Annotated in this window: 21 protein-coding genes and 1 tRNA gene; 11 read left to right on the top strand and 11 right to left on the bottom strand. The window is 62.7% G+C overall.

Features of this window, described 5'->3' with window-relative positions:
- Window positions 1-111: 111 nt before the first annotated feature.
- A complete protein-coding gene (locus ABIB44_RS09960) occupies window positions 112-1,215 on the bottom strand; it encodes a LacI family DNA-binding transcriptional regulator (protein WP_354584506.1) in 1,104 nt (367 codons plus the stop codon).
- Window positions 1,216-1,472: 257 nt separating this feature from the next.
- Window positions 1,473-1,547, bottom strand: a tRNA-Val gene (locus tag ABIB44_RS09955).
- A 203-nt stretch (window positions 1,548-1,750) separates the two neighbouring features.
- On the opposite strand from ABIB44_RS09955, the gene ABIB44_RS09950 reads away from it, so the two are divergent.
- The 4 genes from ABIB44_RS09950 to ABIB44_RS09935 all read left to right on the top strand — a co-directional run bounded on the left by ABIB44_RS09950 (window position 1,751) and on the right by ABIB44_RS09935 (window position 5,128).
- A complete protein-coding gene (locus ABIB44_RS09950; RefSeq protein WP_354584505.1) occupies window positions 1,751-2,440 on the top strand; it encodes a porin family protein in 690 nt (229 codons plus the stop codon).
- 92 nt (window positions 2,441-2,532) lie between these two features.
- Window positions 2,533-3,237, top strand: a complete 705-nt coding sequence (locus tag ABIB44_RS09945; RefSeq protein WP_354584504.1) for a porin family protein — start codon at window positions 2,533-2,535, stop codon at window positions 3,235-3,237.
- Window positions 3,238-3,240: 3 nt separating this feature from the next.
- A complete protein-coding gene (locus ABIB44_RS09940; protein WP_354584503.1) occupies window positions 3,241-3,753 on the top strand; it encodes a DUF6992 family protein in 513 nt (170 codons plus the stop codon).
- 208 nt (window positions 3,754-3,961) lie between these two features.
- Entirely contained in the window at window positions 3,962-5,128 is a 1,167-nt protein-coding gene (locus ABIB44_RS09935) for a CocE/NonD family hydrolase (protein WP_354584502.1), read from the top strand.
- A 170-nt stretch (window positions 5,129-5,298) separates the two neighbouring features.
- Here the strand turns inward: ABIB44_RS09935 and ABIB44_RS09930 are convergent, their stop codons facing one another.
- The 6 genes from ABIB44_RS09930 to ABIB44_RS09905 all read right to left on the bottom strand — a co-directional run bounded on the left by ABIB44_RS09930 (window position 5,299) and on the right by ABIB44_RS09905 (window position 11,955).
- On the bottom strand, window positions 5,299-5,877 hold the full coding sequence (locus ABIB44_RS09930) for a type 1 glutamine amidotransferase domain-containing protein (RefSeq protein WP_354584501.1): 579 nt from the start codon (window positions 5,875-5,877) through the stop codon (window positions 5,299-5,301).
- A 189-nt stretch (window positions 5,878-6,066) separates the two neighbouring features.
- Window positions 6,067-6,990, bottom strand: coding sequence for an NAD-dependent epimerase/dehydratase family protein (locus tag ABIB44_RS09925; RefSeq protein WP_354584500.1), 924 nt, complete (start codon window positions 6,988-6,990; stop codon window positions 6,067-6,069).
- 77 nt (window positions 6,991-7,067) lie between these two features.
- Entirely contained in the window at window positions 7,068-7,982 is a 915-nt protein-coding gene (locus ABIB44_RS09920; protein ID WP_354584499.1) for a Tle-like phospholipase domain-containing protein, read from the bottom strand.
- A gap of 107 nt (window positions 7,983-8,089) precedes the next feature.
- Window positions 8,090-8,302, bottom strand: coding sequence for a hypothetical protein (locus tag ABIB44_RS09915; RefSeq protein WP_354584498.1), 213 nt, complete (start codon window positions 8,300-8,302; stop codon window positions 8,090-8,092).
- Between the two features lie 107 nt (window positions 8,303-8,409).
- On the bottom strand, window positions 8,410-8,994 hold the full coding sequence (locus ABIB44_RS09910; protein ID WP_354584497.1) for a hypothetical protein: 585 nt from the start codon (window positions 8,992-8,994) through the stop codon (window positions 8,410-8,412).
- A gap of 630 nt (window positions 8,995-9,624) precedes the next feature.
- A complete protein-coding gene (locus tag ABIB44_RS09905) occupies window positions 9,625-11,955 on the bottom strand; it encodes a mechanosensitive ion channel family protein (RefSeq protein ID WP_354584496.1) in 2,331 nt (776 codons plus the stop codon).
- 213 nt (window positions 11,956-12,168) lie between these two features.
- On the opposite strand from ABIB44_RS09905, the gene ABIB44_RS09900 reads away from it, so the two are divergent.
- From ABIB44_RS09900 to ABIB44_RS09890, 3 genes are all read left to right on the top strand, one after another.
- Window positions 12,169-14,028, top strand: coding sequence for a M1 family metallopeptidase (locus ABIB44_RS09900; RefSeq protein WP_354584495.1), 1,860 nt, complete (start codon window positions 12,169-12,171; stop codon window positions 14,026-14,028).
- A gap of 178 nt (window positions 14,029-14,206) precedes the next feature.
- The gene (locus ABIB44_RS09895) at window positions 14,207-15,322 is read left to right on the top strand and encodes an inorganic phosphate transporter (RefSeq protein ID WP_354584494.1); all 1,116 of its coding nucleotides are present in this window, start codon (window positions 14,207-14,209) and stop codon (window positions 15,320-15,322) included.
- Between the two features lie 163 nt (window positions 15,323-15,485).
- The gene (locus ABIB44_RS09890; protein ID WP_354584493.1) at window positions 15,486-18,650 is read left to right on the top strand and encodes a TonB-dependent receptor; all 3,165 of its coding nucleotides are present in this window, start codon (window positions 15,486-15,488) and stop codon (window positions 18,648-18,650) included.
- A gap of 218 nt (window positions 18,651-18,868) precedes the next feature.
- Here the strand turns inward: ABIB44_RS09890 and ABIB44_RS09885 are convergent, their stop codons facing one another.
- On the bottom strand, window positions 18,869-19,381 hold the full coding sequence (locus tag ABIB44_RS09885; RefSeq protein WP_354584492.1) for an acyl-CoA thioesterase: 513 nt from the start codon (window positions 19,379-19,381) through the stop codon (window positions 18,869-18,871).
- A gap of 261 nt (window positions 19,382-19,642) precedes the next feature.
- Between ABIB44_RS09885 and ABIB44_RS09880 the strand changes: the two genes are divergently transcribed.
- The 4 genes from ABIB44_RS09880 to ABIB44_RS09865 all read left to right on the top strand — a co-directional run bounded on the left by ABIB44_RS09880 (window position 19,643) and on the right by ABIB44_RS09865 (window position 23,060).
- Complete coding sequence (locus ABIB44_RS09880; protein WP_354584491.1) at window positions 19,643-21,646, top strand: FAD-dependent oxidoreductase; 2,004 nt, start codon at window positions 19,643-19,645, stop codon at window positions 21,644-21,646.
- Between the two features lie 9 nt (window positions 21,647-21,655).
- The gene (locus ABIB44_RS09875) at window positions 21,656-22,003 is read left to right on the top strand and encodes a hypothetical protein (RefSeq protein ID WP_354584490.1); all 348 of its coding nucleotides are present in this window, start codon (window positions 21,656-21,658) and stop codon (window positions 22,001-22,003) included.
- A gap of 106 nt (window positions 22,004-22,109) precedes the next feature.
- Window positions 22,110-22,520 (top strand): hypothetical protein, encoded by a 411-nt coding sequence (locus ABIB44_RS09870; protein ID WP_354584489.1) that lies wholly within the window; start codon window positions 22,110-22,112, stop codon window positions 22,518-22,520.
- A 123-nt stretch (window positions 22,521-22,643) separates the two neighbouring features.
- Entirely contained in the window at window positions 22,644-23,060 is a 417-nt protein-coding gene (locus tag ABIB44_RS09865; RefSeq protein WP_354584488.1) for a hypothetical protein, read from the top strand.
- 192 nt (window positions 23,061-23,252) lie between these two features.
- On the opposite strand, the gene ABIB44_RS09860 is transcribed toward ABIB44_RS09865, so the two are convergent.
- Window positions 23,253-24,041 carry an SDR family oxidoreductase gene (locus tag ABIB44_RS09860; protein WP_354584487.1) on the bottom strand — a complete coding sequence of 263 codons (789 nt, stop codon included), beginning with the start codon at window positions 24,039-24,041 and terminating at the stop codon, window positions 23,253-23,255.
- 1 nt (window position 24,042) lies between these two features.
- On the bottom strand, window positions 24,043-25,509 hold the full coding sequence (locus tag ABIB44_RS09855) for an aldehyde dehydrogenase family protein (protein WP_354584486.1): 1,467 nt from the start codon (window positions 25,507-25,509) through the stop codon (window positions 24,043-24,045).
- Between the last annotated feature and the right edge of the window lie 200 nt (window positions 25,510-25,709).

The following is a 25,709-nucleotide window of genomic DNA, read 5'->3' as shown; positions in this document are numbered from 1 at the left end:
CAGAGACATCACCAAATACCCTGGCCCGGTGGCCGGGGTATTTTGCTTTCCGGCTTAGCGCCAATCCCAGTAAGGAATGACGTTCTTTTAATTCCCAATTCGAATAATTTCTTAGCCGACGAATTTGGCCCGGGTGCTGGCTGCCTTTTCAGGCGCGGGCGCGGGGCGCAGCGATGAGGCCCGCACCAGCAGCTCGGGCCGCAGGGACACCTGCCGGGGCGTGAAGGCCGCCCCCTTCGAGTCGATGACTTCGAGCAGCAGGCGCACGGCGGCCTGGCCCATTTCTTCGCAGCGCTGGTCGACGGTGGTGATGTTGGGCTCGGCTACGAGCGTGAACGACTCGTTGCTGAAGCCGGCAATGGCCACGTCCTCGGGCACGCGCAGGCCCTGGCGGCGGGCCTCCTGCTGGGCCCCGAGGGCACTGAAGTCGCCGGCGGCAAACACGGCATCGGGTGGGTTGGGCAGGGCCAGCAGCTGGCGCAGGCCGGCCGCGCCCTGCTCCTGCAGCATGTCGGTGTAGATGACAAGGTGCTCGTCTTCGGGCAGGCCGGCTTCGCGCAGGGCATCAAAATAGCCCAGGCGGCGGTTCTTATAGATACTCAAGTGCTGCGGGCCGGCCAGGTGGGCAATGCGGCGGCAGCCTTGGGCAATAAGGTGGCGCGTGGAGAGGTAGCCGCCCTCGCGGTCGTCGAGCACCACGGTATTCACGCTGTCGCCCTCCACCACGCGGTCGAAATACACCAGCGGCAGGCCGCGGCTGCGCAGCTGGTCGAAGTGCTGATAGTCGAGCGTAGTGCGCGAGAGCGATACCAGCACGCCGGCAACCTGGGCGCTCAGCAATGATTCGAGGTTGCGGCGCTCCTGGACCACGTCTTCGTTCGACTGGCAAATAATGACGTTGTAGCCGGCCTTGCTGGCCGCCGTTTCGATGCCGTGCACCACCGACGGAAAGAACCGCCCCTCGATGTAGGGCACCACGATGCCGAGCAGCTTGCTTCGGCCCTTGCGCAGGGCCGAGGCCAGGTGGTTGGGCTGGTAATTATACTTTTTGGCCAGCTTGAGCACTTTTTCCTTCATGGCCGGCCCGATGCTGAAATGGTCGCTGAGGGCGCGCGAGATGGTGGTCATCGACACATTCAGCTCGCGGGCCAGGTCGGCCATCGATACCGGACTGGAGGTAGCCGCGTCCGGAGCGTTTTTTTTTCGGGGAGCCATAGGAATGTGCCGAGCACAGCGGAATTTCCAACCAATAATCAGCCAAAAATAAGCGCGTTGCGCCCACTTCGGAGGTCCGGCCGAGGCGTGATTTTTAGCGGGAGACAACGCATATGCGGAAATTTTTGGCGGACTAAGCAGAATCATCCGCCGGGCCAACCCTATCTAGCCCACCGCAAGCGGCAACGCCCGCCACTACGCAGTGGCATTGCACCACAATAAAAAACCCTCACTACACCAGGTAATGAGGGTTTTCGTGAGGCGTATTGGGCTCGAACCAACGACCTCCACCGTGTCAGGGTGGCGCTCTAAACCAACTGAGCTAACACCCCGGGCTGGCAAACCGGCTGCGGGCCGGCACCGCCCCAAAGATAGTATGCCCAACCCACGAACCCGACAGCGACGCGCTTTTTTTTGTGCTACGGACCCCACGACGGCAACTTTCTGGCCCCGGCAAAGTATAGGGCAAAAAGGAAATATTCATCATCCCTTGTTCCAGTGGCACCAGGCCATACACTTCTTACCTCTTTTACTCATGAAAAAGTCTCTTCTATTTTTGCTTTTAGCGCTCACTTCTACCACCGCAGCTTTTGCCCAGGCCCGCCCGGGCGGCAGCCTCAGCTCGAAAGACTACACCGGCGGTAAGTCGACTGAGTCGGGCAATACCGGCTTCGGCGTGAAGGGCGGCTACAACTTCTCGCGGCCCTACGGCGAAGGCATCACCAACGTATCGGCTTACCACAATTTCCACGCGGGGGTGTACGGCCAGTTTGGCTTCAACAATTTCTCGTCGATGCAGGTCGAGCTGCTCTTCAACCGCAAGGGCTACAATTCCGATATCCGAGGTGCTAACGTGCCAACCACCAACAAAACGACGCGCCTGGACTACGTGGAGCTGCCCATTTTGTACGTAGCCAACCTTACCGATAATTTCAGCGTGCACGTAGGCCCGCAGGTATCGTTGCTGATACTGGCCAAGCAGGGCGATACCAATCTGGGCTTGGCCGAGAAAGGATTTAACACCTTCGACTACGGCGGAATTATAGGCGCTGCCTACCGGGTAGGCCCGGCCAAGATTGGGGCCCGCTACGACCTGTCGTTCGGCAAAATCTTCGATACGAGCAAGACTTACCCCGACGTAAATGGCGGCGGCACTTCCGCTACGCCTCCCGCAGTGCACAATCAGGTAGTGCAGTTGTATGTTTCGCTGGGCCTGCGGCAATAACCAAGTACCGCCGCCGATAGTATATGCAGGAGGCCCCCGGTGGGCCTCCTGTTTTTTTTGCCCGACGCGCTGGGCGGCACCTGCTTACTCCTATGAAAAATATATTTCTTCTCTCTGCCCTGGCGCTGGCCACTGGCCTCGAAGCCCGGGCGCAGGGCGGCCTCACGTCGAAAGACTACGACAATGGCGCTACCGGCACCGAGTCGCGCAATACGGGCTTTGGCATCAAGGGCGGCTACAACGTGTCGAATCTAAGAGGCAGCAATGTTGCCCTTTTCCCAAATGCCAACTCGTTGGCGGCCTTCAATGCGGGCGCGTATGGCCAGTTTGGCTTCACCAACTTCGCCTCGCTGCAGGTAGAGCTGCTGTACAGCCGCAAGGGCTACCACACCGATGCCAGCGCCACAACCGGCCCCGGGGCCTACCAGGCTTTCGATACGCGCCTCGATTATGTGCAGCTGCCCATTCTGTTCGTGGGCAATTTCACCGAAACCCTGAGTTTTCATTTTGGCCCGCAGGTGGGCATTCTGACCAAGGTGTTGCAGGGCGACCAGAACCTCGACCTGAAGGCCAATGGCTACAACAGCCTCGACTATGGCGCGGTGGGCGGCGTGGAAGCCCGCCTGGGCCTGGGGCGTCTGGGCGTGCGCTACGAGTTGGGCCTGGGCAATATCTATCAGGAGGGTACAGTTGTGCGGTACCAGGGCGCGCCGGTAACGCTGAGCGGCGCTGGTACCGACGGCAACATTCACAACCAAACGTTTCAGGTGTACCTGGGCATTGGCTTTCGCAAGTAGCGCATGGTGCTAGCCCTACCCGCCGCCGCCGTGGCGGCCCTGTTTATGCGCCGCGAAGTGCTGCTGGGCCGGGGCCTGACCCTGCTTGCCGCCTGGGTGCTGCTGAACCTGATTGGCAGCGGCTCGCGCCTGGCTCGGGCCGACCGCCGCCACGAAACTTACTACTTCCACAGCCTGAACGTGCTGTGGAACCTGGTGAATGCCGGGCTGGCCGCCTGGGGCATCCTACGGCTGCATTTCAGCCCGCCGGCGGGCCTCGACGCGAGCGCGCTATTGCGTGACCAGCACTTCTACGAAACGTTGTTTGCGGTGAACGCGGGGCTGGATGTGCTGTACGTGCTGGCTGGCAGCTACCTGCGGGCCCGGGCCGCGTGGCCCACCCAGGCCCGCCCCGAGCGCCTGTTGGGCTACGGCCGCGCGCTGTGGGTGCAGGGCGGCTTTTTGCTACTGTTTGATGGGGGCATGTGGATACTGCTGCACAGGATGGCGGCGGGTTGGCCGCTTTCACTGAGATGAGCAATTAATTCCCACTACGGGACAAAATGCCCATTTTGAGAAAAAGCCATTTTCGTTCGTTTGGATAAAGTGGACGTAAGGCGACGAAATACAGCTGTTCGGCGTAAATCAGGGTATCCGCACGGGCAGCGCCGGAGCTTTGCTTCGCATCCAGCCACCAACGACTTACCAGCCTTCTGGTGAGCGAGCCGGGCCGCTGCTCCTGCTTATGCGCCTCTTAATCGTTCTGTTGATTGTTTGCAGCATCCTACGGGTGCCCGCTGCCCTGGCCCGCCCCCTCGACCGCGTCGAGGTAGTGCAGCTGACTTCATCGGCCGGCGGCGTGCGCCTGAGCGGGCTGATGCGCCTGCCCACCGGCAAGGGTCCTTTTGCGGCGGCCGTGCTGCTTTCTGAGCGCGGCACCGATGAGCACAACCCGCTCTCGCCCGATAACCAGCTATTGACTACTATCGCCGACCGCCTCGTGGGCCAGGGCGTGATTGTGCTGCGCCTGCACGAGCGCGGCAACGGCGGCTCGGGAGGCTCGGCCTCGACCACCACGCTGGCCGAGCGCGCCGCCGACGCCATCGCCGCCCTCAATTACCTGCGTACCCAACCCCAGGTTGATGTGACGCGGCTGGGTATGATTGGGCACGGCGAAGGAGCCAACGTGGCCCTTCTGGCCGCTTCGCAGCCGCTAGCACCCACGTTTGTGATAGCCGTAGCCGCCGCGGGCCTCACCGGCCGCGAGCTGCTGGCCAACCAGCCCGTGATGTATGGCAAGGTGCTGGGCACTGACACCCTGGAAGCGCACCAGCAGCACGGCTATCGGCTGGCCGAAACCGCCGCTCAAACCGAAGCCGCCAGCCTGCGCGCCCACGGCTCAAATTCTGCCCAGGTGCAAACCTACCTCGACCAGCAGCACCTGCGCCTGAAGGCTCAGCAGCGCCGCGACCAGGAAGCCCGCGTGAAGCACCAGCGCGCCATGCTCGAAATCGTGCGTCAGACACCCGACAATGCGCAGGCTCAGGCCATCCTCAGCAATATGCTGCGCCAGCGCTACCCGGCTATTGCCTCGGCCGACGTACAAGCCAGCGTCCAGACCCTCACCACGCCCGCCTACCGCAGCTACCTGTCGTTCGACCCCCTGCTGACCTTGCCGCAGGTGCATTGCCCAGTGTTGCTGCTGCAGGGCGACAACGACCCGGAAGTGAACGCTACAGCCAACCTGAGCCTGCTGAAGAAAGGCCTGCGTGACAACCCGCGCATAACCGAGCTACGGCTGCCCGGCCTCAACCACGCCCTGCAAATAACGAAGGAGATAGCGAGCTTCGAAGCACCGCTCTCGCCCGAGGCGATGGACAATATTTACGGCTGGCTGAAAAACCAGAAGTAACACCCAAGCCGGGCCTCGGCAGCAGGTTGGGTGAAAAAGGCAAGGAGGCACCGTGGACTGCCGTCGGGCTTTATTGGATAAAAAAAGAACGTCATGCCCCGGTTGCGCCGGGCATGACGTTCTTTTTTGTATCAAGCTGGCCTTACCTGGTCCTGCCTGCAGAGTGCTGCTTAGTTATGCCCGCCGTGCTGGGGCTCCAGCATTTCTTCCACAATCTTCCTGTTGAAGGCCGGAATATCCTCCGGCTTACGGCTGGTGATGAAGCCGTGGTCAGTTACTACTTCCGAGTCTTCCCAGTGCGCGCCGGCATTGCGCAGGTCGGTTTGCAGGCTGGGCCAGCTGGTTACGCGCTTGCCGCGTACTACGTCGGCCTCAATCAGCGTCCAGGGCCCGTGGCAGATGGCAGCGACCACTTTGCCCGAACCGGCAAACTCCTTTACGAAGGCAACCACGTCCTTGTTGGTGCGCAGAATATCGGGGTTCATCTGGCCGCCGGGCAGCACCAGGGCGTCGTAGTCGGCCGGCCGGGCGTCGGTGATGACTTTGTCGACATTGACCTTGCTGCCCCAGTCCTTTTTGGGGCCGTCCCAGCCCTTGATGGAGCCGCTTTTGAGGGAAATGACGTGGGTTTCGGCCCCCTCGCCTTCGAGGTATTTTTTGGGTTCGTCGAGCTCGGCCTGCTCGAAGCCGTCGGTGGCGATGATGGCAATTTTTTTACCCTTGAGTTTGTCGCTGCTGAAGATGCTCATAGTACGTTAGGAAGTGAGAGTTGTGTAGCCGGAAGAATGCCCGGCTACTTTGGTTTACGCCTGAAAAAGCCACAGGTTGGATAAAATTCGGGCTTTCCAAACCGCCTCCGCGATAAGCAGAGCCGTAGCGCAGCCAGTTGGCGGCCCCGCTCCCACCGCCGCCCGGGCCCGACCCGGACGGCCCGGCGACTAGGCTTTTTTGGCTTTGGCCGGGGCTTTGGCTTTCGCCTCGCGCCAGCTGTATTCGGGCTCGTATCCCAGTTCACGGCGGGCTTTTTCGATGGAGAGCAGCGTTTCGTGCTTACCCAGCTTCTTGCGCACTTCCACACCCGGGAAAACCTTGGCCATCAGTTCCGTCGAGGATTTCGACATCACGGTATCGGCGTTGGCGATGATGAAGGCGTGCATGCCAGTGGCCTCCCACTCCACGGCTTTGCGAATGGCCTGGGCCCCATCGCGGGCGTCGATGTAGGCCCACATGTTCCACTTGCGCTCCTGGGGGTCGTCGTCGTAGGCCGGGAATTTGGCGTAGTCGGCGGGCTCCATCACGTTGCTGAAGCGCAGCCCCACGAGCTTCATATCCGGGGTCTGGTAGCAGAATTGGCGGGCCATGTCCTCCATCAGCACCTTGGCCAGGGCGTAGGCACTTTTGGCGCGCAGCGGGTAGTCCTCGTCCACGGGCGCGTAGGGGGCGGCTTCGTCGAAGGGCTCGCCCAGCGTGGTTTCGCTGCTGGCCCAGATAACGTTGCGGATGCCCAGCCGCCGCGCCGCCTCGAACACGTTGTAAGTGCTCATGATGTTGTTTTGGAAGATGTGGGCATCGGGAGCGATGCGCGGGGTGGGAATGGCCGCCAGGTGCACCACGGCATCAAATGCCTGCGGAGCCACGCCCGCGTAAATGTGCTCGCCCACCGACGAGAGCGCATCGAGCGCCTGGCCAAAATCGGCCAGGTCGGCCACCATGTGGGACACGCTTTCGTCGGCCGGCACGGTGTCGACCACGAATACATCGTAGCCGTGGGCCTGCAAATCGGCCACGCATACTTTGCCCAGTTTGCCGGTGCCGCCCGTCACGAGCACCCGCGGGCGGGGCTTTTGGTTGGTTGGTTTCATAAAAGTAGATGGAATGGGTTCGGGCCTGTTATACGGGCCCGGGGGCCACAGCGCCGGGCGGCTCAGCGGGTCCTTGCTCACCTCACCCCGTTCAGCCCCGCCACCAGCCGCTGCATCGCGTGCTGCCGAAACGGCGAGGGCGCTTCCAGCCCGGTGGCAAAATTGTAGCGCACCACCACCATATCCGCGTTTTTAGCGAAGCGGTTGAGATACACTGGCACGGCGCGAAACAGCGTGAGCACCTCGTAGCTCTCGTACACGAGGTAGGTGCGGCGCAGGTTGGACCGCCGCCGCTCTTCGAGCGTCAGGTCGAAGTAGCCCGTCAGGGGCGAGGAGTTGAAGGCAAATACCTTAGTGATGCGCGGGCATACCAGCGCCGCGTGCTGGGCCAGCCCGCCGCCCAGCGAGTGGCCGGCCGCGAAAATCCGCACCCGCCCGCCGTAGGCCGCGTCAAGTTGGGCCACCACGGCCGGCGCGAGGGCCCGGGCCTGTTCGTACTGGTCCCAGAGCCAGGGGTTGTTGGTGAGCGGGCGCGTGTTGGCCACCCAGTCGGCAAATTCCAGGTAGTTGGTACCCCGGAACACCAATACCGCCAGCGGCGGCGCATTGGCCGGCGTGCGCACCCACACGTCGTAGACCAGCCCGCCCGCCATCAGCTTGCCCTTCGCCGGAGCCAGCGGATAGTCGACGGCGAATGGCCGCCAGCCGCGTTTGGCCAGCTCGCGGCGCTCCACGGCATATTTCACGGTATCCTGCCGGTAGTCGGGCCGGTGGCCGGGGGCCAGTGCGCCCGAGTACACGATGGCGCTGAGCATGGCCAGGTCGGGGGCCAGCTGGTAGTCGGCATCGCGCAGCTGAGGGGTGAGCTTGCCCCGGGCCATTTCGGCCGGCGTGCGGTGGTACTGCCGGCCTTTGATGCCGACCACCACATCATCGGGTCGCTGGCAGGCGCTCAGCAACAGCAGCAGGCTGCAGCCCAACAGGCGTTTCACATTCATTCGCGGCAATGTACGCGCGGGAAATGCACTTTCCGGCAGCAGCCGAGCGTCCGTTACGGTAGGTGCAGCGGCATCGGCCGGCCGGCCCTTGCGCTGGAACCTCACCCCTGCTTTTCCGGGCCCGGGCTGGCATCCAGGCTCTTGTCGGCGGGCGGGGTGGTTTTTTTGGCCTCCACGGCCCGGCTGAAATAGTACCCAATAATGACTCCCACGATTCCACTCTGGGAGCTGACAATCTTTTCGTAAAATGGCATGTAAGTACCCGGGTCGACGCCGGCCTTCGTCAGCACCGGATACAGGGAAAGAATGCCCATAATCAGTAAAAAGCTGCCAACCACCAGCAGGGCCAAAAGACCCTGGATTCTCGAACTATCCATAATATGACGGGTTTGCGGGGTGAAAGAATTCGGTGGCGGGGCCGTTATCGGGGCATGGTGTCGAGCACTGATTTTAGCTGCCTGACTTTTTTATCGTACTCGCCGACGCCGGTTAGGGCCGGCGATTCCTGGTCCGCCGGCGTACCCCAGAAATGCATAAAGCTGCCGTATTGCACGAACACCTTTATCGCGGCGCTTTCGACGGCCAGGCTCGTGGCCGGCTCCAGCCACAGTAGGTACCGGTCCTTGCTCATCCCGTCGGTCGCCTTGCTGACGCGGCAGGACAGGCTATCGGGCCGGTAGGCATCCAGCGCGTAGCCATTGGCCGTCAGGGCCGTCTTTATTTTCCGCAGCAGCTTTGCCTTATTCTGGGCGGGCAGCACCACCACCGGGTTTGCGGGCGGATGCTGCCGGTTCAGCGGGTTGGTCGGGGCTTTGGCAATTAGCTGCTGCACGCTGGCAGCAACCACCACCTTACTGGCCGGACTCATTTTCAGCCGCCTGGGGGTGGCTCCTGCCGAATCGGCCGCCGGCTGCCCGGTATGCGAGCCCTGGGCGCAGGCCACCACCGGCCCCAGCCATAATAGCCCGGCAATAAGCAGCGGGCAGTATCGGAAAGCAGCAATCATGGCAGGCGTGGAATTGGTGGTGCGGGTAGTGGTTGCGCTGCTGCAGCGAGCAGTCTGCCAGCTGTTGCGGCTACGGCCACACATCAGGGCGGCAATCAATTTATCATAAATTTATATATTATTATTTTATCTTGTTATTAATCAACCCTCATTCTCTCCAGGCTGGCGGACGAATGCAGGCCGACGGGTACTCCGGAAGGGCATCAGCAGGCTTTGGGCCAGGAAGGCGCCAGCCCGTCGGAACTGGCCCCGGCCCAGCAGCCGTCCGCATTAATGGTTCACAACGGCGCGAAGCCTCACCCCGGCTTCTCAATTGTCCCCCCTTGGCCCCTTCCCCACCATCCAGACCCCGGCCGCATTTCGTATGGCCGACTAGCAGGCCTCGTTCGCCGACGCCCGCCCGCCAATGGCCGGTTTCAGTTGCGAATTAGCCGTTTATCAGACAGCTTTGATTACTACCCGCTATTTATTCCCTTTCGCCATGTCCTTGTCCGTTAGCACCCGCTCCACTACTCCTTCCACCCTGCTCCCGCGCCTGATGGGGCTCACGCTGCTGGCGCTACTCGGGCTGCTGGTAGCCATCGGGACCCACGCTTAGTCCGGCACCGATACCCCACCCGCGCCGGGCAGCTAGCTCAACAACAGCCCCTGTGCCGTGAAGCGCCGGTAAATGCCGGCCAGAATCTCGCTTTTGGTGAGCTGCTCCTGCCGGATGTTGGTTATCCAGAACAGCACTTTCAGCTCGTATACCTGCCCGTTGATGCTGCTGAGCAGGATTTCGGGCGGCAGGCTGTGCAGGGTGTAGGGGCTGGCGTTGATTTCCTCCTCAATCAGCTCGCGGGCCGTTCGCAGGTCGGTGGGCAGGTCGGTGCCGGGGGCTAGTTTGAGGACGAGGTCGACGCGAATGTGGTCGTTGGTGCGCGTCCAGTTGATGACGTGCTGCGAGAGCAAATCGCCGTTGGGCAGAATAATCTCGGAGCCCGTGAGTGAGGCCAGCTTACTGGAGCGGATGCCGATGTCGAGCACCCGGCCCGACTTGCCGGCCACCTCAATGAAGTCGCCGACGTGAAACGGCCGCTCGAAAATCAGGATAATGCCCGATACCAGGTTGTTCACGATGCTCTGCAGGCCCAGGCCAATGCCCACGCTGAGCGCCCCAAACACGATGGCAATTTTGCTGAGCGGCAGGCCCGTGGCGGCCGTGGCCAGCGCGAAGCCCACCACCACCAGCAGCAGCCGCAGCGCCACCAGCCACGAGCCCCGGTGCCGGGCCTCGGCGTTGGCATCTTCGCCCACCTCGCCAAAGAAGTAGCCGATGTAGCGCTGCAGCTGCGCCGAAACAAACAGAATGAAGAAGAACAACCCGATGTTGCCGAGCGTGAATACCGTGCTGCCCAGCGTGTGCGGGGCCGTGAGCACCTGCTCGAGCCCGGCGTAGAGGCTGGTGTACACGTTGAGATTGGAGGTGAACACCAGCAGCCACAGCAGCGCCGCCACGCCGGTCAGCAGGCGCAGCAGGTGCTTCTCAATCTGGTCGAAATCGAAGCTGGCGGCGCGGCCCTCGCCCGAGCGGCTGCCCAGCATCTGGAGGTGAAAGGCCTCGGTGAACAACTCGACGAACACCGCCAGCCCGATGCCCTGCGTGAGCCCGAAAATGGCCGCCGTGCTGAACAGCTTGGCCAGACTCAGCCGCCCGAACACGTTGCCGACCACCGCCAGCAGGTTCAACCCAATAAACAGCCACGTAACGGGGATGAGAAAGCGCAGCAGGGCCATGGTTTCGCGCAGCCGCCACAGCAGCAGCCCCCCCAGCCCGACTGCCAGCCCGTTGAGCAGTAACAGCCCCCAGCGCGCCCCCAGGCCACTATCGGCGCTGGCATTGGTGAGCGTGAGCACCACCACAAACGCCACCAGCACCAGCCAGTACCGAAACAGGGGCCGCGCCCAGCTGCGGGCAAACACCGCCGTGAGGGCCACCAGCAGCAGCGCCTGCAGCAGCGCCAGGTACACGGGCGGCGGGTGCAGCTCCAGGGCCGGGGCCAGGCTAAACATCACCACGCCGGTAGCCGCCAGCGGCCCCGGCCGCAGGTAACGAAAATCCTCCTCCAGCTCCAGCGTCCGCTGTTGTACCCGCCGGTAGTTGAAGCTGACCCAGCCGTAGAACACCAGCCCGATGAGCAGCATAAAGGCCCAGTTGTCCCAATTGTGAACGAAGTAGTAGCTGATAATTTCCTGCTTATACCGCTCATCATCCAACTCATCGTGGTCGAGCGGGGGCGGCGAAATGGCGCGCGCCGCCCACAACGGCGGAAAGGCGGCCTTGATGGTGGCGCGCCCGAAGCGCCGCAGCTGGTCGCCCACCTCGTCCTGCAATTCCAGGGTCTGAATGTAGTTGGCGGCCACTTGCGTTTGCAGCTGCCGGGTACGCGCAAACCGCTTGGCCAGCAGCCCGCCAATGCGCTGCTGCCGCACCTGCAGGGCCGAGTCGGCGTGCACCAAGGCCTGAGCCGCCGCATCGGTCGCCACAGCTCGCAGGGGCGGGTGCGCCAGGCCAGCCAGCCGGGCCTGCATGCCTTCGAGGGTTTCGTGGGCCCCGCCCAGGGCCGTGCGCCACTCGGCCAACTGCTCCTGCATGTTCACGAGCATGAGCTGGCACATCTGCAGCTGCTTGATGTCGACCACCTGCCCGGTTTCCTCCACGCTGTGCCGGATGGCGTGCAGGTTTTCGTCGATATCGGGCAGTCCCTCGGCCACTTCGCGCGAGTCGAACACGTTGCGCACCTGGCCCGAAATACTGCTTAGAGTGGTGTAGGCCACTTCGAGGCGGTGGGCATCATCGTGGGTCACGGTATCGGGCGCGGCGGAATGGGCGCGGGCCGGGGCGGGCTGGGCCGCCGCGCCGGCCGCCGCTAGCCCGGCCAGCAGCAGCAGGGCCAACCGGCGCAGCCAGGCCGGCTTCATGAAACAGGTAGCCAATGAATTATTCTGAACGAGCATGAATGGGCTTTATACCTGAAAAGTACGCGCAAACCCGGCAGCCCCGGATGCTTCCGGACACCTTGCCGCCAAACGAGGAAACTTATTGACCGGAGGCCGGGTGAGGTTGCGCTGGCCGCGCCATCTTTGTCCCGGCACCTTTGCAACGCCCCCATTCCTCCCACGTCTGTTTTCGCAATGAAACTGAAACGACTACTCCCCTTCCTGCTACTCACGGCCCTGGCCGGGTCCGCCGCCGCCCAAACCTCCCCGCTGTACCAACCGCGCGACATCAAAGCGGCCTTCGCCAAAGGCACCCGCAGCCCCGACGGCCGCCCCGGCCCCAACTACTGGCAGAACCGTGCCCGCTACGACATCACGGTGCAGGCCGCGCCGCCCGCCCGCGACATTCGCGGCCGCGAAACCATCACCTACTTCAACAACAGCCCCGACACGCTGAAGCAAGTACTACTGCGCCTCATCCAAAATATTCATCGGCCCGGCGTGTCGCGCGACGGCGATGCCTCGGCCGACTACCTCACCACCGGGCTCGTGATTGACACCTTCCGGGTGGCCGGCCAGACGCGGCCCGTTCAGGGCACCGGCACCATTGCGGGCGTGCGCCTGCCCAAGGCCTTGGCACCGCACGATTCGGTAAAATTCGCCGTGGCCTGGCACTTCCCCATTTCGGTGGAAAGCGGCCGCGAGGGCATGATTGACCCCACCACGTTCTTCCTGGCCTACTTCTACCCCCGCATCGCGGTGTATGACGACTACGCCGGCTGGGACCGGCTGCCCTTCGTCGACAGCAAGGAGTTCTACAACGATTTCAACGATTACACCCTGCGCGTGCAGGCCCCGGCCAACTACCTTGTGTGGGCCACCGGCACGCTGCAAAACCCCAAACAGGTGCTGCAACCCGCCGCCGCCAAGCGCCTGGATAAGTCGATGAGCAGCGACGCGGTGCTGCACATTGCCACCGCCGCCGATTTGGCCAAGAAGAGCATCACCGCCCAGCAGCCCATGAACACCTGGGTCTGGACCGCCAAAGACATTTCGGACGTCACCTTCGGCCTGAGCGACCATTACGTGTGGGACGCCGCCAGCGTCATCGTCGATGCCAAGGCCAAGCGCCGCGCCAGTGTGCAGGCCGCCTACGCCGATTCGACGGTCGATTTTCGGCAGTCGGTGAAGAACGCGCAGTACGCGCTGGGCTGGTTTTCGAACCCCGCCAACTGGCCCGGCGTGGCTTACCCCTTCCCTAAAATGACGGCCTTCCAGGGCTTTGCCGACATGGAATACCCGATGATGGTGAACGACAGCCCGCAGAAGGACCCCAAGTTCGCCGAGTTCGTGCAGGACCACGAAATCGCGCACACCTACTTCCCCTTCTACATGGGCATCAACGAAAGCCGCTATGCCTTTATGGACGAGGGCTGGGCCACCACGTTCGAGCTGCTCATCGGCCGAACCGAAAACGGCGTGGAGGCTGCCGACAAGCTCTACAAGCAGTTTCGCGTGAACCGCTGGATTCACGACGCCGCCACGGCCGAAGACCTGCCCATCATCACGCCCAGCAGCGAGCTGCGCGCCGGCTACGGCAACAACGCCTACGGCAAGCCCTCGCTCAGCTATTTTGCCTTGAAGGACATGCTTGGCGATGCCACCTTCAAGAAAGCCCTGCACGAGTACATGGACCGCTGGCACGGCAAGCACCCCATTCCGTGGGATTATTTCAACTCGATGAGCAGCGCCAGCGGCCAGGATTTGAATTGGTTTTTCAACAACTGGTTCTTCACCAACAACTACATCGACCTGGCCGTGACGGCCAGCGGCCCCACCATCACGGTGCAGAATATCGGCGGCTTCGCCGTGCCCTTCGATGTGAATGTGGAGTACGCCGACGGCACCAAAGAAACCCTGCACCAGTCGCCCGCCGTGTGGCAGGCCAACCAGAAGCAAGCTACTATCACGGTGAAAAAGGCGGTGAAATCGGTGAAGCTCGACGGCGGGATTTTCATGGATGCCAACGAGAAGGACAACGTGTTTGGAGGGTAATGGTCGTTGCGAGGGGAGCGTAGCAGCTGAGCGTGCAACTACTTCGGCAGCCCGACCCCAGAAAACAATTTGGTAACACTACCAATCTATTCGGCCCCGGCCCATCGTAGATTCGGCAGAAATTCCCGTTTTCGTAGCGCGAAGGCGGGAATTTTTATATCTACCCAAGCCGGTTTCTATGCTGCTACTTCTCCTCTTCCTAGCGGTGCTGCTGCTCACGTATTCCAACGGGGCCAACGACAATTTCAAGGGCGTGGCCACACTCTGGGGCAGTGGCACGCTGGCGTATCGGCCGGCGCTGGTGCTGGCTACAGTGGCCACGTTCGCCGGCTCGGTGTGCTCGTATTTCTTCGCGGAGGAGCTGATTAAGAACTTTTCGGGCAAGGGCTTGGTGCCGGATGATATTATCGGGTCGGTGGCCTTTGTGCTGGCGGTGGCGCTGGGCGCCGCGCTCACGGTGCTGCTGGCCACGCGCTACGGCTTCCCAGTGTCCACCACCCACGGGCTAGTGGGCGCGTTGGTGGGCGCGGGGCTAGTGGCAGTGGGCCCGGCCGTGAATTTTGCCAAGCTGGGCAGCACGTTTTTCCTGCCGCTGGTGGCCGGGCCGGTGCTGGCCGTGGGCCTGGGCAGCCTCGTGTACGTGCTGTTCCGGCAGGGCCGGCGGGCGGCGGGCATCACCGAGAAAAGCTGCGTGTGCGTGGGCGAAACGTGGGTGCCAGTGGCCAGCGCGCCCACGACGGCTTTCACCGCCTTACCCACCTTGCAGGGCAGCGTGGCCACCAACGCCGAGTGCCAGAACCTTTACCAGGGCCGGTTCCTGGGCCTCGATTTCCAGCCCCTCATCAACGGCCTGCACTACGCTAGCGCCGCCGCCATGAGTTTCGCCCGGGGCCTCAATGACACGCCCAAGCTGCTGGGCCTGCTGCTGGTGTGCAAGTTCTTTCAGATGCCCGTCAACGTGCTCATCCTGGCCGTGGCCATGGCCATTGGCGGCTGGCTGAACGCCCGCAAGGTGGCCGATACCATGAGCAAGAAGATTTCCAAACTCAACCACGGCCAAGGATTCACGGCCAACCTGGTGACGAGCGCGCTGGTGATTTTTGCCAGCAAGTTCGGCCTGCCGGTGTCCACGACCCACGTTTCGGTGGGCAGCATCTACGGCATCGGTCTGGTGAATGGCACGGCCAACTCGAAGGAAATCGCCAAAATCGGGCTTTCGTGGTTGCTCACGCTGCCGGTGGCGGCGCTGCTGAGCGCGGGGGTTTATGCGGGGATACGGGCGCTTGGGGTTTAATCGTCCCTTACCACAGAACAGCCAACAAAAACGGTCATGCTGAGCGCAGTCGAAGCATCTCTACTGCACAACTAATCAACCGGTCCAACGAAGCGGTAGAGATGCTTCGACAAGCTCAGCATGACGTTCCAAAATCAACTAGCATCACCACTCCAACTCTTTTGTGAAACACCTCTTCCTATTCCTCCTCCTCTCCCTCCCGCTCTGCTCCCGCGCCCAGGTCACCACCAGCGTGTTTGAGGGCAGCGTGACCAGCCAGAAGGGTGAGGGCATTCCCGGGGCCACAGTGGTGCTCACGCACGAGCCCACGGGCACGCGCAGCGGCACCCAGTCGGACTCCGACGGCAAGTTTTTGCTGAACAACCTCAAACCCGGCGGGCCTTACTCGGTGCAGGTGACCTACGTGGGCTATACCACCCAAAGCCGCGATGGCCTGAACCTGCCCCTGGGCAAGGTGACACGCCAGACGTTTGCGCTGGTTGAGTCATCCACGGAACTGGGCGAAGTGGCCGTAACCGGCCGCAAGGGCGACCCGTTTGCGGCCGACAAAAACGGCCAGAGCTACCACCTCAGCCGCGAGGCCATTCAGGGGGTGCCCACGGTGAACCGCAGCCTGAGCGACCTCACGAAGCTGATGCCGCAAGGCAACAAAAACTCGTTTGGCGGCACCAACTACCGATTCAATAACCTGAGCATCGACGGCATGGCCACCAACGACGTGCTGGGCTTTCAGGAGCCGGCGAGCGGGGCGGGTGGCACAGTTGCCTCGGGTACGCCGGGGGCGCTGGCGGGCACCCAGCCCATTTCCATCGATGCCATCGATGAGATGCAGATTGTGATTTCGCCCTTCAACGTGGCGCTGGGCAACTTCACGGGCGCTAACATCAACGCCGTGACCAAGAGCGGTACCAACCGCCTGGCCGGCACGGTGTACAGCTTCGCCCGCAACCAAATTATCACCGGCCGCAGCGTGGATGCCGACCGCAAGCCGATTGAGAACTATTACGACATTCAGTCGGGCGCCAGCCTGGGCGGGGCCATTATCAAAAACCGCCTGTTTTACTTCGCCAACTACGAAAACCAGCGCCGCGAAGAGCCCGTGCTCTTTGCCCCCGGCGAGCCCGGTGCCCTGGTGCCCATCGAGGTAGCCAAGCAAATCAGCGACAAGCTGAAAAACCAATACGGCTACGACCCCGGCACCTACGGCGCGGCCAACGTGCAGCGCAACAGCGACAAGTTTCTGCTGCGCCTCGACTACAACATCTCGGACAAGCACCGCCTGAGTTTGCGCGACAACTTCGTGGTAGGCCACGCTGACAACCTTGAACGCTCGGCCAACATCCTCAACTTCGGCAACCAGGGTTTCCGGCACAACAGCCGCACCAACAGCCTGGTGGCCGAGCTCAAGAGCACTTTCAACAACCACGTATCGAACCAGCTGATTGCGGGCCTGAACACTGTGACCGAAGACCGCACCTACGACGGCCGCATCTTCCCGCACCTCGAAATCAACTACAATACTTCGACCTCGATTTTTGCCGGCACCTACCGCGAGGCCGCCGTGTACGGCTCGGGCCTGAGCACCACACAAATCACGGATAACCTGACGATTTTCCGGAACCGCCACACCATTACGCTAGGCACCAGCAACGAACTGAACAGCATTAAGTACCGCTTCTTAACGGCCTTTAATGGCCGCTGGCAGTACTCGTCGGTCGATGCCTTTTTGCAGGACAAGCCCAACCGGGTGCGCGGCGTGTACAACATCCAGAACAACGACCCGGACTACAACCGCAGCATTCCATCGGCCGATTTCCGGGCCTTCCTGCTGAGCGCCTATGCCCAGGACGACTACCAGGTGAACAACCGCCTGAGCGTACAGCTGGGCCTGCGCATCGACATGCAGCTGCACCCCGACAAGGTGCCTAATAACCCCGAAGTGGCCAAAAACCCGCAGTTCGACCAGTACCAGAACAAATTTGGGGGCGTGCCGCAGTTTAATCCGCGCGCCAGCTTCAACTACACCCTCAACGAGGCCAACACCGTGCAGCTGCGCGGCGGCACGGGCTTGTTCACGGGCCGCATTCCGTTTGTGTGGTATGCCTACGCACACTACGTGTCGGGCGACCCCTACCATAATATCGACTACAAGCCCGCCAGCGGCAGCGTGCTGCCTATTTCTGAGAACCTCGCCAACCTGCAAAGCCTGCAGCCCGGCCTGGCCGAAGTGAACCTGATTGATAACAACTTCAAGCTGCCGCGCGACTGGAAGTCGTCGCTGGCCGTGGATGTGAAGCTGCCCTACGATTTCAGCTTCACGGCCGAAGGGCTGGTGTCGAAAGTCGTGTCGGGCGTGCTGTTTCAGTCCATCAATTTCAAAGACAACAAAGCCACGTTTGCGGGAGCTGATAACCGGCCGTACTACGCTACTACGGGCAACGCGGCTAAAATCGACCCGCTCTTCACCAACGTATTCGTGATGGGCAACACCTCGAAAGGCTATAACTACAACGCCACCTTCACGCTGGCCAAGCGCATCCCCAACCGGCTCGATGCCTCGCTGGGCTACAGCTACGGCGTGAGCCGCGACGTGGTGAACGGCGTGCGCGTGTCGCCAGCCGCCAACTACGAGTGGAACCAGTCGCTGGTAGCCAACGACCCCGGCCTGGCCTACTCCAATTTCGACCTGCGCCACAAGTTCATCGGAAATTTGGCCTATACCGTGCCGGTGAAGGACAAGTTCAGCCTCAGCGCCAACCTGATTTACATTGCCCGCTCGGGTAGCCCCTTCTCCTTCGTGTACGAAGGCGATGTGAACCGTGACGGCTCGGCCAAAAACGACTTGGTGTTTGTGCCCGCAGATGCCTCGCAAATCCAACTGGCCGACATCACCAACGCCCAGGGCGCGGTGCTGGTAACCGCCGCCCAGCAGTACGCGCAGCTCGACCAGTACGTCGCCAACGATGCCTACCTCTCGACCCGCCGCGGCACCTATGCCGAGCGCAACGCCGCCCGCACCCCCTGGACGCAGCAGCTCGACCTGCGCCTCATCGCTAAGGTGCCCCTCACCAAAACCGGCTCACAACGCCTTGAAGTCTCCTTCGATTTCATCAACCTCGGCAACCTGCTCAACCGCGAGTGGGGCCTGCAATACTTCGTACCCAACCTCAACAACTCGGGCTACGCCCTGATGGATTTCGTCCGCATCGACGCGGCCAAGAACCAGCCGGTGTTTCAATTCCGCAACCCCACCAGCACGCCCTGGCAGACGGACCCCATCAATTCGCGCTGGCAGGGGCAGGTGGGCGTGCGGTACGTGTTCAATTGACGTTCGCCTGGGTCACCTCACGGGCCCCTATGGAGCATGACTTCCTCTGCTGCGGAGAGGGGGGCACGTGTTCGAAGCAGTATTAAAGTGCAGAAGAGCCCAGCGTGATGCGCTGGGCTCTTCCCGCTTAGCACAAAACCACCATTTGAAGCAATGCTGGTATCCCCACTCCTGCGGCGAGGGGGTCATGCCCCATAGGGGTCCCGTGAGGTAACGTCTCAGGCCTCCCGTCGCTGCTTCTTCAGTTGCTGGCGCACCTCTTTCACGCGCTCATCAAACCCGTCCGGGTCGTAGCTCACGCCGTCCACGTCCAGCTCGTCGAGCAGGTCCATCAGGGCGTTGGAGTGGTCGGTGCGGGTGCCATCGGGCGTACTTACGAAAGCCATTTCCGACCACAGCAGGGCCAGCAGGCGCAAACCGTCGTCACTGCGCATCTGCATTTCGAGCACCAGGCGGGAATTGTCGAAGTGGATGAGCTGGCTGCAGATGCGTACTTCGGTACCTTGCCTTGCCGGCTTCAGGTAGCTGATGTGGTGCTTGGTGATGACCCAGGCCGCCTGCTGCTCGCGGGCCAGTTCGCCCATGTTCAGGCTGTAGTGGGTGGTGCTGTGGTCTTCGCGGGCGTTGAGGAAATAGTCGAAGTAGCGCGCATTGTTGAGGTGGCCCAGCATGTCGCAGTCCTGAAAGTAGATGCGGTGTTGGGTTTCGGGGCTTTGGATGAGGTTGGACATTACTTTAGGGCAAGAGGATGTGAGGGTAGGCGGGTGTGAGAGCAAAGGTCAGAAATCGTCCGTCATACCGAGCGCAGCCGAGGTATCTCGCGTGCTGCACTAATCCTTTTGCAACGATTGATTCACTACCACGGCCGAGATGCCTCAGCTGCGCGCGGCATGACGGATGATTCCCCCACACCCTCCTACCCTAAATATGCTCGGCACGCCTAACATTCTGCGGAAAAATCCCTACCTTTTACCACCCAAAATTCCAGCCGCATGTTCTCGCTCAATCCCGCCCGCTCCGCTGTCCTCCAGGCCCTAGCCGACACCTTCGTTCCCGCCCTCGCCGAGGGCATTCCGGCCGGCTCGGCTGGCCTCAACCTGGAGAAATTGCAGGACGCCATCCGCGAGCAGCCCGAGGGGGCGCAGAAGGAATTCTGCCAGCTGCTCGACCTGCTGGAGAAGCCCCTGCTGGGCCTCACGTGGTTCGGCCCCCTGAAACCCTTCCGCAAGCTCGACGCCACGCAGCGCGAGCAGCTGCTGCAAAGCTGGGCGTCGTCCAACCTACCGCAGCTGCGCAAGGGCTTCCATGCGCTGCGCAAGCTGTGCACGCTGCTCTACTATGGTGGCAGCATGGCCGAACTGCCCGCCGCCTGGGGCCACCTCGGCTACCCCGGCCCCGATGACCGGCCCGTGGACACGCCCAAGCCCATTCACACCCTGCAACCCGACGCCGATACCACTTACGAGTGCGACGTGCTGGTAATCGGCTCGGGCGCGGGCGGCGGCGTAGTGGCCGGCGAGCTGGCCGAGGCTGGCTACGATGTGCTGGTCATCGAAAAAGGCCCTTACTGCCACGGCTGCGACTTCACGCAGCGCGAAGTCGACATGCTCGGCACGCTCTACGATGCCAAAGGCACCCTCGCCACCCAGGATGGCAGCATCGGCATTCTGGCCGGGTCCTGCCTGGGCGGCGGCACCACCGTAAACTGGGCCGGGGCCTTCCGCACCCCCGACTACGTGCTGCAGGAATGGGCCCGCGAGCACCAGGCCTCCCACTTCACCACCCTCGAATTCAAGGAAAGCATCAACGCCGTGGCCCGCACCATCGGCGTGAATACCAACTACGCCCGCCACAACGGCCAAAATCAGGCCCTGTGGGACGGCTCGACCAAGCTGGGCCAGGAAGTGAAGCTGATTCCGCGCAACGAAAAGGGCCTCTCCGATTCGGATGAGCACTTCCGCAGCCTCGGCTACTCCTCGCTGGGCGACGCCCACGGCATTAAGCAGGGTACGCTGAACACCTACCTGCTCACCGCCTTCGAGCACGGGGCCCGCATTCTGGCCGATACCAAGGTCGACCGCGTGACCATTGCCAGCGGCCGCGCCACCGGCGCCGAGGCCGTGCACCGCACCGCCGATGGCCGCGAGGTCCGCATCAGTGTGAGAGCAAAGCGCGTGGTAGTGGCCGGCGGGGCCATCCAGACGCCGGCCCTGCTGCTGCGCTCGGGCCTGAAGCACCCGCACCTGGGCCAGCACCTGCACCTGCACCCGACCGTGATTGTGGCCGGCCGCTACCCCCAGGCCATGAACTCCTGGCACGGCCCGAGCATGAGCGTGGTCAACGACACCTACACGATGCTGCACGGCACCAACTTCGGAGCCAAGCTCGAAACGCCTCCCACCCACCCCGGCCTGCTGAGCATGGTGCTGCCCTGGCGCTCGGGCAAACAGCACCAAGAGATGATGCGCGACGCCGACCACCTGGGCTCGTTCATCGTCCTCACCCGCGACCGGGAGGGTGGCCGCGTGAGCATCGACAAGAACGGTGCGCCGCTGATTGACTACGTGCTGTCGGATTTCGACCGCGCCAACATGCTGGAGGGCGTGCGCGCCGCCGCCCAGATTCACGCGGCGGCGGGGGCGCACACCATTTATCTGCCCCACGGCACGCTGCCCACCCTGCAGGTTGAAAATGGCCAGATTACCAACCCCGCCCTGCTCGACCAGCTGCCGCACCTGAGCTGGAAGCCCAACCAGTTCGGCCTCTACAGCGCCCACCAAATGAGTACCTGTCGCATGGGCGGCGACGCGGCCACCCATCCGCTCAAGCTCAACGGCGAAACCGTAGAGGTACAAAACCTCTTCGTGGCCGACGGCTCGGCTTTTCCGGCGTGCAGCGGCGTGAACCCCATGCTCACCATCATGGCCCTGGCCCACTTCACGGCCCAGGGCCTGAAAGCCAGCCGGGCGGTAGAAAAGCAGGCGGTAACGGTGTAGAGACGCATCATGAAACGCCCGCCGTTCCCGTATCTGCTGTTGCTGCCGCTGCTGGCGGTGCTGCTGTTTGGCAATTGCGGCGGGGGCATCCGGGGGTTTCTGACCAGTATGGGCAGTGGCCGACGTGCCCGGTTTGTAGCTATCGTGGCCCACCGCCAAGTCGCCCGCCAGGGGGCCCGCCGACACTTGCGGGGCGATGCCCGGCGCGAAGCCTACCGGGGCATCGAGCAGGCCACCAATGCCCGCCTCGACAGCCTCTTGCCCAGCACCACCGAGCAGCGCAAGCTCCGCAACCGGCGCAATAAGATTGAGCGGCAGCTGCGCCGGTTGCCGCCTTCGGCTACGCCGCTCAAGTAGCGGGTACTTCAGGCTTTTGCCGCTGCGCCCGCCAGTATCAGCCGATGAATCAGGCCACCCGGTCATTTTCTGCGTAATGCTAGCAGTACCGACATTTCTGCATCGCATGCACTGCACCCGCTTCCTCACCCTGCTGACGTTTAGCCTGGCTACGGCCAGCTGCTCCATTTTTCATCACGACAAGCCCGCCCCGGTCGTTGAAACCGTGCGCACCGAAAGCTCGCCCGCGCCGCCCACCGCCGCCCGCGACCTGGCCGATGTGATGAGTACCGAGCTCAAGCTCAGCCCCGACCAGACAGGCCGCGTACGCAGCGTCCTCAACGGCACCCTTAAGGAATCGAACGCGGCCAAGGAGAAACTGCCCGCCCAGTCGCCCCAGCTTATGGCCGAGCTCAAGCGCATCAATATCAGCTCGCAAAAAGAGCTGCGCACGGTGATTGGGCCCGAAAAGTTCAAGCTGCTGCAAACCAAAGGCGTGCAGCAAAAAATTGCCGCCGACATGCAGCAGAAGCAATAGCGCCCACAAACCAAGGCGGCCAGACTCCGCATTTTCTTCTTAGCACGCCGGGCATGTGTACTTTTCGGGAGCCGCCCCCGGTATGCCTGAGCGCACCGGATGCGCCGCTCTCCGCTATTGTTCATGCCTACCGCCCGCTTTGCAACTTACCCGGCTTCCGTTCGACTATTATTCGGCATCTACTCCGTGTGCTTTCTGGCCGGCACCTACACGCACGTAGTCGGGCTGATGCGGCGCGGGTTTCTGGCGTTTCCTGTGCCGTTGGGCATCGGGGTTTTCTGGGATGCCCTGACGCTACTCGACCCGCTAACCGTGTTGCTGCTGTGGTGGCATCCAAAAGCGGGTATCCGGCTGGGCCTGGCCATTATGACGGCTGATATCTGCGTGAATACCTACGCCTACCTAGCCGGCTATTGGGGGCCGCCGGCGCCCAACATGGTGCCGCTCTACCTCTGCTACCAGGCGCTGTTCGGAGTTTTTCTTTTTGCCACGGCCCCGCTGGCCTTCCACCGCTTGGCAACCGCCAGAGGCCCGCAGTAGCGACCGCCGCTACCAGCGCGGGCTAGTTGCTTCTTCTACCACCGCCAGCGACGCAATGCTGGTATCCTCATGCGCGTCGGCCGCGATAAGCAGCAGGTTTTGGGAAGGCCGGGCACTCATGGCTATTCGTACTTCCGCACACCGGAGCGGAACCTGCTGCTACTGCGCTGCCACAACGGTGACTCCGCTCGCCTACCGCACCCGCGCCCGCCGCAGCACCCGCGCAAACAGGCCGGGAGCCAGCCGTTTCAGCAGCAGGCCCCAGGTTTCGCGGCCGCCAATGGCTACTTCGTCGCGCTCCTGCGCCACGGCGCGCACCGCCCGGCGGGCAAACTCGGCCGGGGCCAAGCCGGCGGCGGTAGCCTCGTCCATTTCGCCCAGAGCGCGGCCGTCGCCGGTCAGGGCATTCACCGAGACGCCGGTGCGGATAAAGCCCGGACAGATGATGCTGATGCCCACGCCGCTGCCGTACAGCTCGGCCCGCAGCGAGTCGAAAAAGCCGTGTAGCGCGTGCTTCGCGGCCGAATAGGCACTCCGGTAGGGCGTGCCGAACTTGCCCACCAGGCTACTGATGACCACCAGCCGGCCGCTGCCCTGGGCCAGCATTGCCGGCAGCACGGCCTTACTCAGGGCTACGGGGCCAAAATAGTCGACTTCCATCAGGCGGCGGTCCACTGCCAGCGAGGTTTCCAGAGCCAGGCTGCGCTGGCTGATACCGCCGTTGTTGATGAGTACATCGAGCCGGCCAAAATGGGCCTGCACGGCGGCGACGGCGGCCTCAAAAGTGTCGGGTGCGGCCAAATCCAGCGGCAGCACCAGCGTCTCGGCCGGGGCGCAGGCGGCGGCCACGCGGCGCAGCTCACCCTCGTTGCGGGCCGAGAGCACCAGCCGCGCACCCTGCCGGGCCAGCTCCCGCGCCAGCGCCTCCCCGATACCGGCCGAAGCCCCGGTTATCCAGACGACTTTGCCTCCAAACTCCACGCTACAAATACTTCACTAGCAGGCCCACCAGCTTCTGCACGCGGCCGGTGTAGGGCGGGTACATGGCCTTGATGCCGGTAAAGCCCACCCGCTGGCGCATCACACCTTTCTCATTGCTGAAAGCCAGGAAGCCCGCGTGGCCGTGGGCTTTGCCCAGGCCCGAATTGCCCACGCCGCCGGTGGGCAGCTCGGGGTGGGCGAAGTGCAGCACCGTTTCGTTCACGCCCGCGCCGCCGGCCGAGATGTTATCGAGCAAATAGCGGCGGTTTTCGGCGTTGGTCGTGAACACGTACTGCGCCAGCGGCTTGAGCCGGGCATTGACGTAGGCAGTGGTTTCGCTCAGGTTTTTGTAGGTGAGCACGGGCAACAGCGGGCCGAAGATTTCTTCTTCCAGCACGCGGGCATCGGCGGGCACGTTGGTGAGAATGGTGGGCTCGATGTAGTTCTGGCTGGCATCGACTACGCCGCCCACGGCCACGGTGGCCCCCTTGGTCTGGGCATCCTCCAGCAGGCCGGCGAGACGGGAAAAGTGGTGCTCGTTCACGATGCGGGCCAGCGAATCGGATGCTTCGATGCCCGCGCCGCCGGGGTTGTAGGCCCGCTCGATGGCGGCTTTCAGCTCCTGCACCAGCGCCGGCTGCACGCTTTCCTGCACCAGTAGGTAGTCGGGGGCCACGCAGGTCTGGCCGTTGTTGAGGAACTTGCCCCACACGATTTTTTCGGCCGCGTCGCGCAGGTTGGCAGTTTCATCCACCACGGTGGGGTTTTTGCCGCCCAGCTCCAGCGTGAGGCCGCAGAGGTGCTCGGCGGCGGCGCGCATCACAATCTTGCCCACCTCGGGGCTGCCGGTGAAGAAAATATGGTCCCAGGGCAGCTTCAGCAGGTCGGTGGCTACTTCCTTGCCGCCCTGCAGCAGCAGCACCTCGTCGGGCCGGAACAGGTCTTCGCACAGCTTCTGCAGCAATGACGAGGTGGCGGGCGTTTGCTCGGCGGGCTTGATGACCACGGCGTTGCCAGCCGCGATAGCTGAAATCAGCGGGCCCACGGCCAGGTAAAACGGGTAGTTCCAGGGCGAAATAATCAGCACCACGCCCTTGGGCTCGACCTGCACCCACGAGCGGGTGCCCAGCAGGGCCATGCTTGCACCCACCGAGCGTGGGGCCATCCACTTTTTGAGGTGCTTGCTGGTGTGCTTGAGCTCGACCAGCGAAGTCCAGATTTCGGTGAGGTCCGTTTCGGCCGTCGGCTTGCGGAAATCAGTTAGCAAGGCCTGCTGAATAGCCGTCCGGTGGGCGTGCAGCCAGTCCGAGAGCTTGCCCAGCCGGGCCCGGCGCGCATGCACGCCTGCGTTGCGCAGCTGCGGTGCCCGTTGCCGCAGGGCCTCAAACTGCACCTGAAATGGGTTGGGCGCGGGAGCGGAAATGGCCACGGCGGGCGCGGCAGCAGGCGTCAGAACAAGTGGTTGCATGGGTGGGAAGGCAGGGAAAGCAGGCACCGGGGCCGGGCCTGCCAGCAAGATACGCGGCTTGCACAACATTACGGCTACTTATCCGTCTGCGGGGTTGGCTTGTTACCTCAGCGTGTCCGCTACGCGAGGTTGGTAGTACCTTTGCGGCCTTGTTCGCCGATTCCGCCTTCCCTGGCTGATTCCACTGCTATCCCTGCTTG

The sequence above is a fragment of the Hymenobacter sp. UYCo722 genome (genome assembly GCF_040547115.1).
In the GTDB taxonomy this organism is placed as follows: Bacteria; Bacteroidota; Bacteroidia; order Cytophagales; family Hymenobacteraceae; genus Hymenobacter.
This window is presented reverse-complemented; position numbering and strand designations above follow the sequence as displayed.

What these genes read in the sequence shown, in the direction of transcription:
- ABIB44_RS09925 (WP_354584500.1), bottom strand. Translation starts at nt 6,990, where the DNA reads ATGAAACCAACCAACCAAAAGCCCCGCCCGCGGGTGCTCGTGACGGGC.
- ABIB44_RS09900 (WP_354584495.1), top strand. Translation starts at nt 12,169, where the DNA reads ATGAAACTGAAACGACTACTCCCCTTCCTGCTACTCACGGCCCTGGCC.
- ABIB44_RS09960 (WP_354584506.1), bottom strand. Translation starts at nt 1,215, where the DNA reads ATGGCTCCCCGAAAAAAAAACGCTCCGGACGCGGCTACCTCCAGTCCG.
- ABIB44_RS09945 (WP_354584504.1), top strand. Translation starts at nt 2,533, where the DNA reads ATGAAAAATATATTTCTTCTCTCTGCCCTGGCGCTGGCCACTGGCCTC.
- ABIB44_RS09905 (WP_354584496.1), bottom strand. Translation starts at nt 11,955, where the DNA reads ATGAAGCCGGCCTGGCTGCGCCGGTTGGCCCTGCTGCTGCTGGCCGGG.
- ABIB44_RS09910 (WP_354584497.1), bottom strand. Translation starts at nt 8,994, where the DNA reads ATGATTGCTGCTTTCCGATACTGCCCGCTGCTTATTGCCGGGCTATTA.
- ABIB44_RS09930 (WP_354584501.1), bottom strand. Translation starts at nt 5,877, where the DNA reads ATGAGCATCTTCAGCAGCGACAAACTCAAGGGTAAAAAAATTGCCATC.
- ABIB44_RS09875 (WP_354584490.1), top strand. Translation starts at nt 21,656, where the DNA reads ATGAAACGCCCGCCGTTCCCGTATCTGCTGTTGCTGCCGCTGCTGGCG.
- ABIB44_RS09940 (WP_354584503.1), top strand. Translation starts at nt 3,241, where the DNA reads ATGGTGCTAGCCCTACCCGCCGCCGCCGTGGCGGCCCTGTTTATGCGC.
- ABIB44_RS09880 (WP_354584491.1), top strand. Translation starts at nt 19,643, where the DNA reads ATGTTCTCGCTCAATCCCGCCCGCTCCGCTGTCCTCCAGGCCCTAGCC.
- ABIB44_RS09865 (WP_354584488.1), top strand. Translation starts at nt 22,644, where the DNA reads ATGCCTACCGCCCGCTTTGCAACTTACCCGGCTTCCGTTCGACTATTA.
- ABIB44_RS09950 (WP_354584505.1), top strand. Translation starts at nt 1,751, where the DNA reads ATGAAAAAGTCTCTTCTATTTTTGCTTTTAGCGCTCACTTCTACCACC.
- ABIB44_RS09935 (WP_354584502.1), top strand. Translation starts at nt 3,962, where the DNA reads ATGCGCCTCTTAATCGTTCTGTTGATTGTTTGCAGCATCCTACGGGTG.
- ABIB44_RS09895 (WP_354584494.1), top strand. Translation starts at nt 14,207, where the DNA reads ATGCTGCTACTTCTCCTCTTCCTAGCGGTGCTGCTGCTCACGTATTCC.
- ABIB44_RS09885 (WP_354584492.1), bottom strand. Translation starts at nt 19,381, where the DNA reads ATGTCCAACCTCATCCAAAGCCCCGAAACCCAACACCGCATCTACTTT.
- ABIB44_RS09870 (WP_354584489.1), top strand. Translation starts at nt 22,110, where the DNA reads ATGCACTGCACCCGCTTCCTCACCCTGCTGACGTTTAGCCTGGCTACG.
- ABIB44_RS09915 (WP_354584498.1), bottom strand. Translation starts at nt 8,302, where the DNA reads ATGGGCATTCTTTCCCTGTATCCGGTGCTGACGAAGGCCGGCGTCGAC.
- ABIB44_RS09855 (WP_354584486.1), bottom strand. Translation starts at nt 25,509, where the DNA reads ATGCAACCACTTGTTCTGACGCCTGCTGCCGCGCCCGCCGTGGCCATT.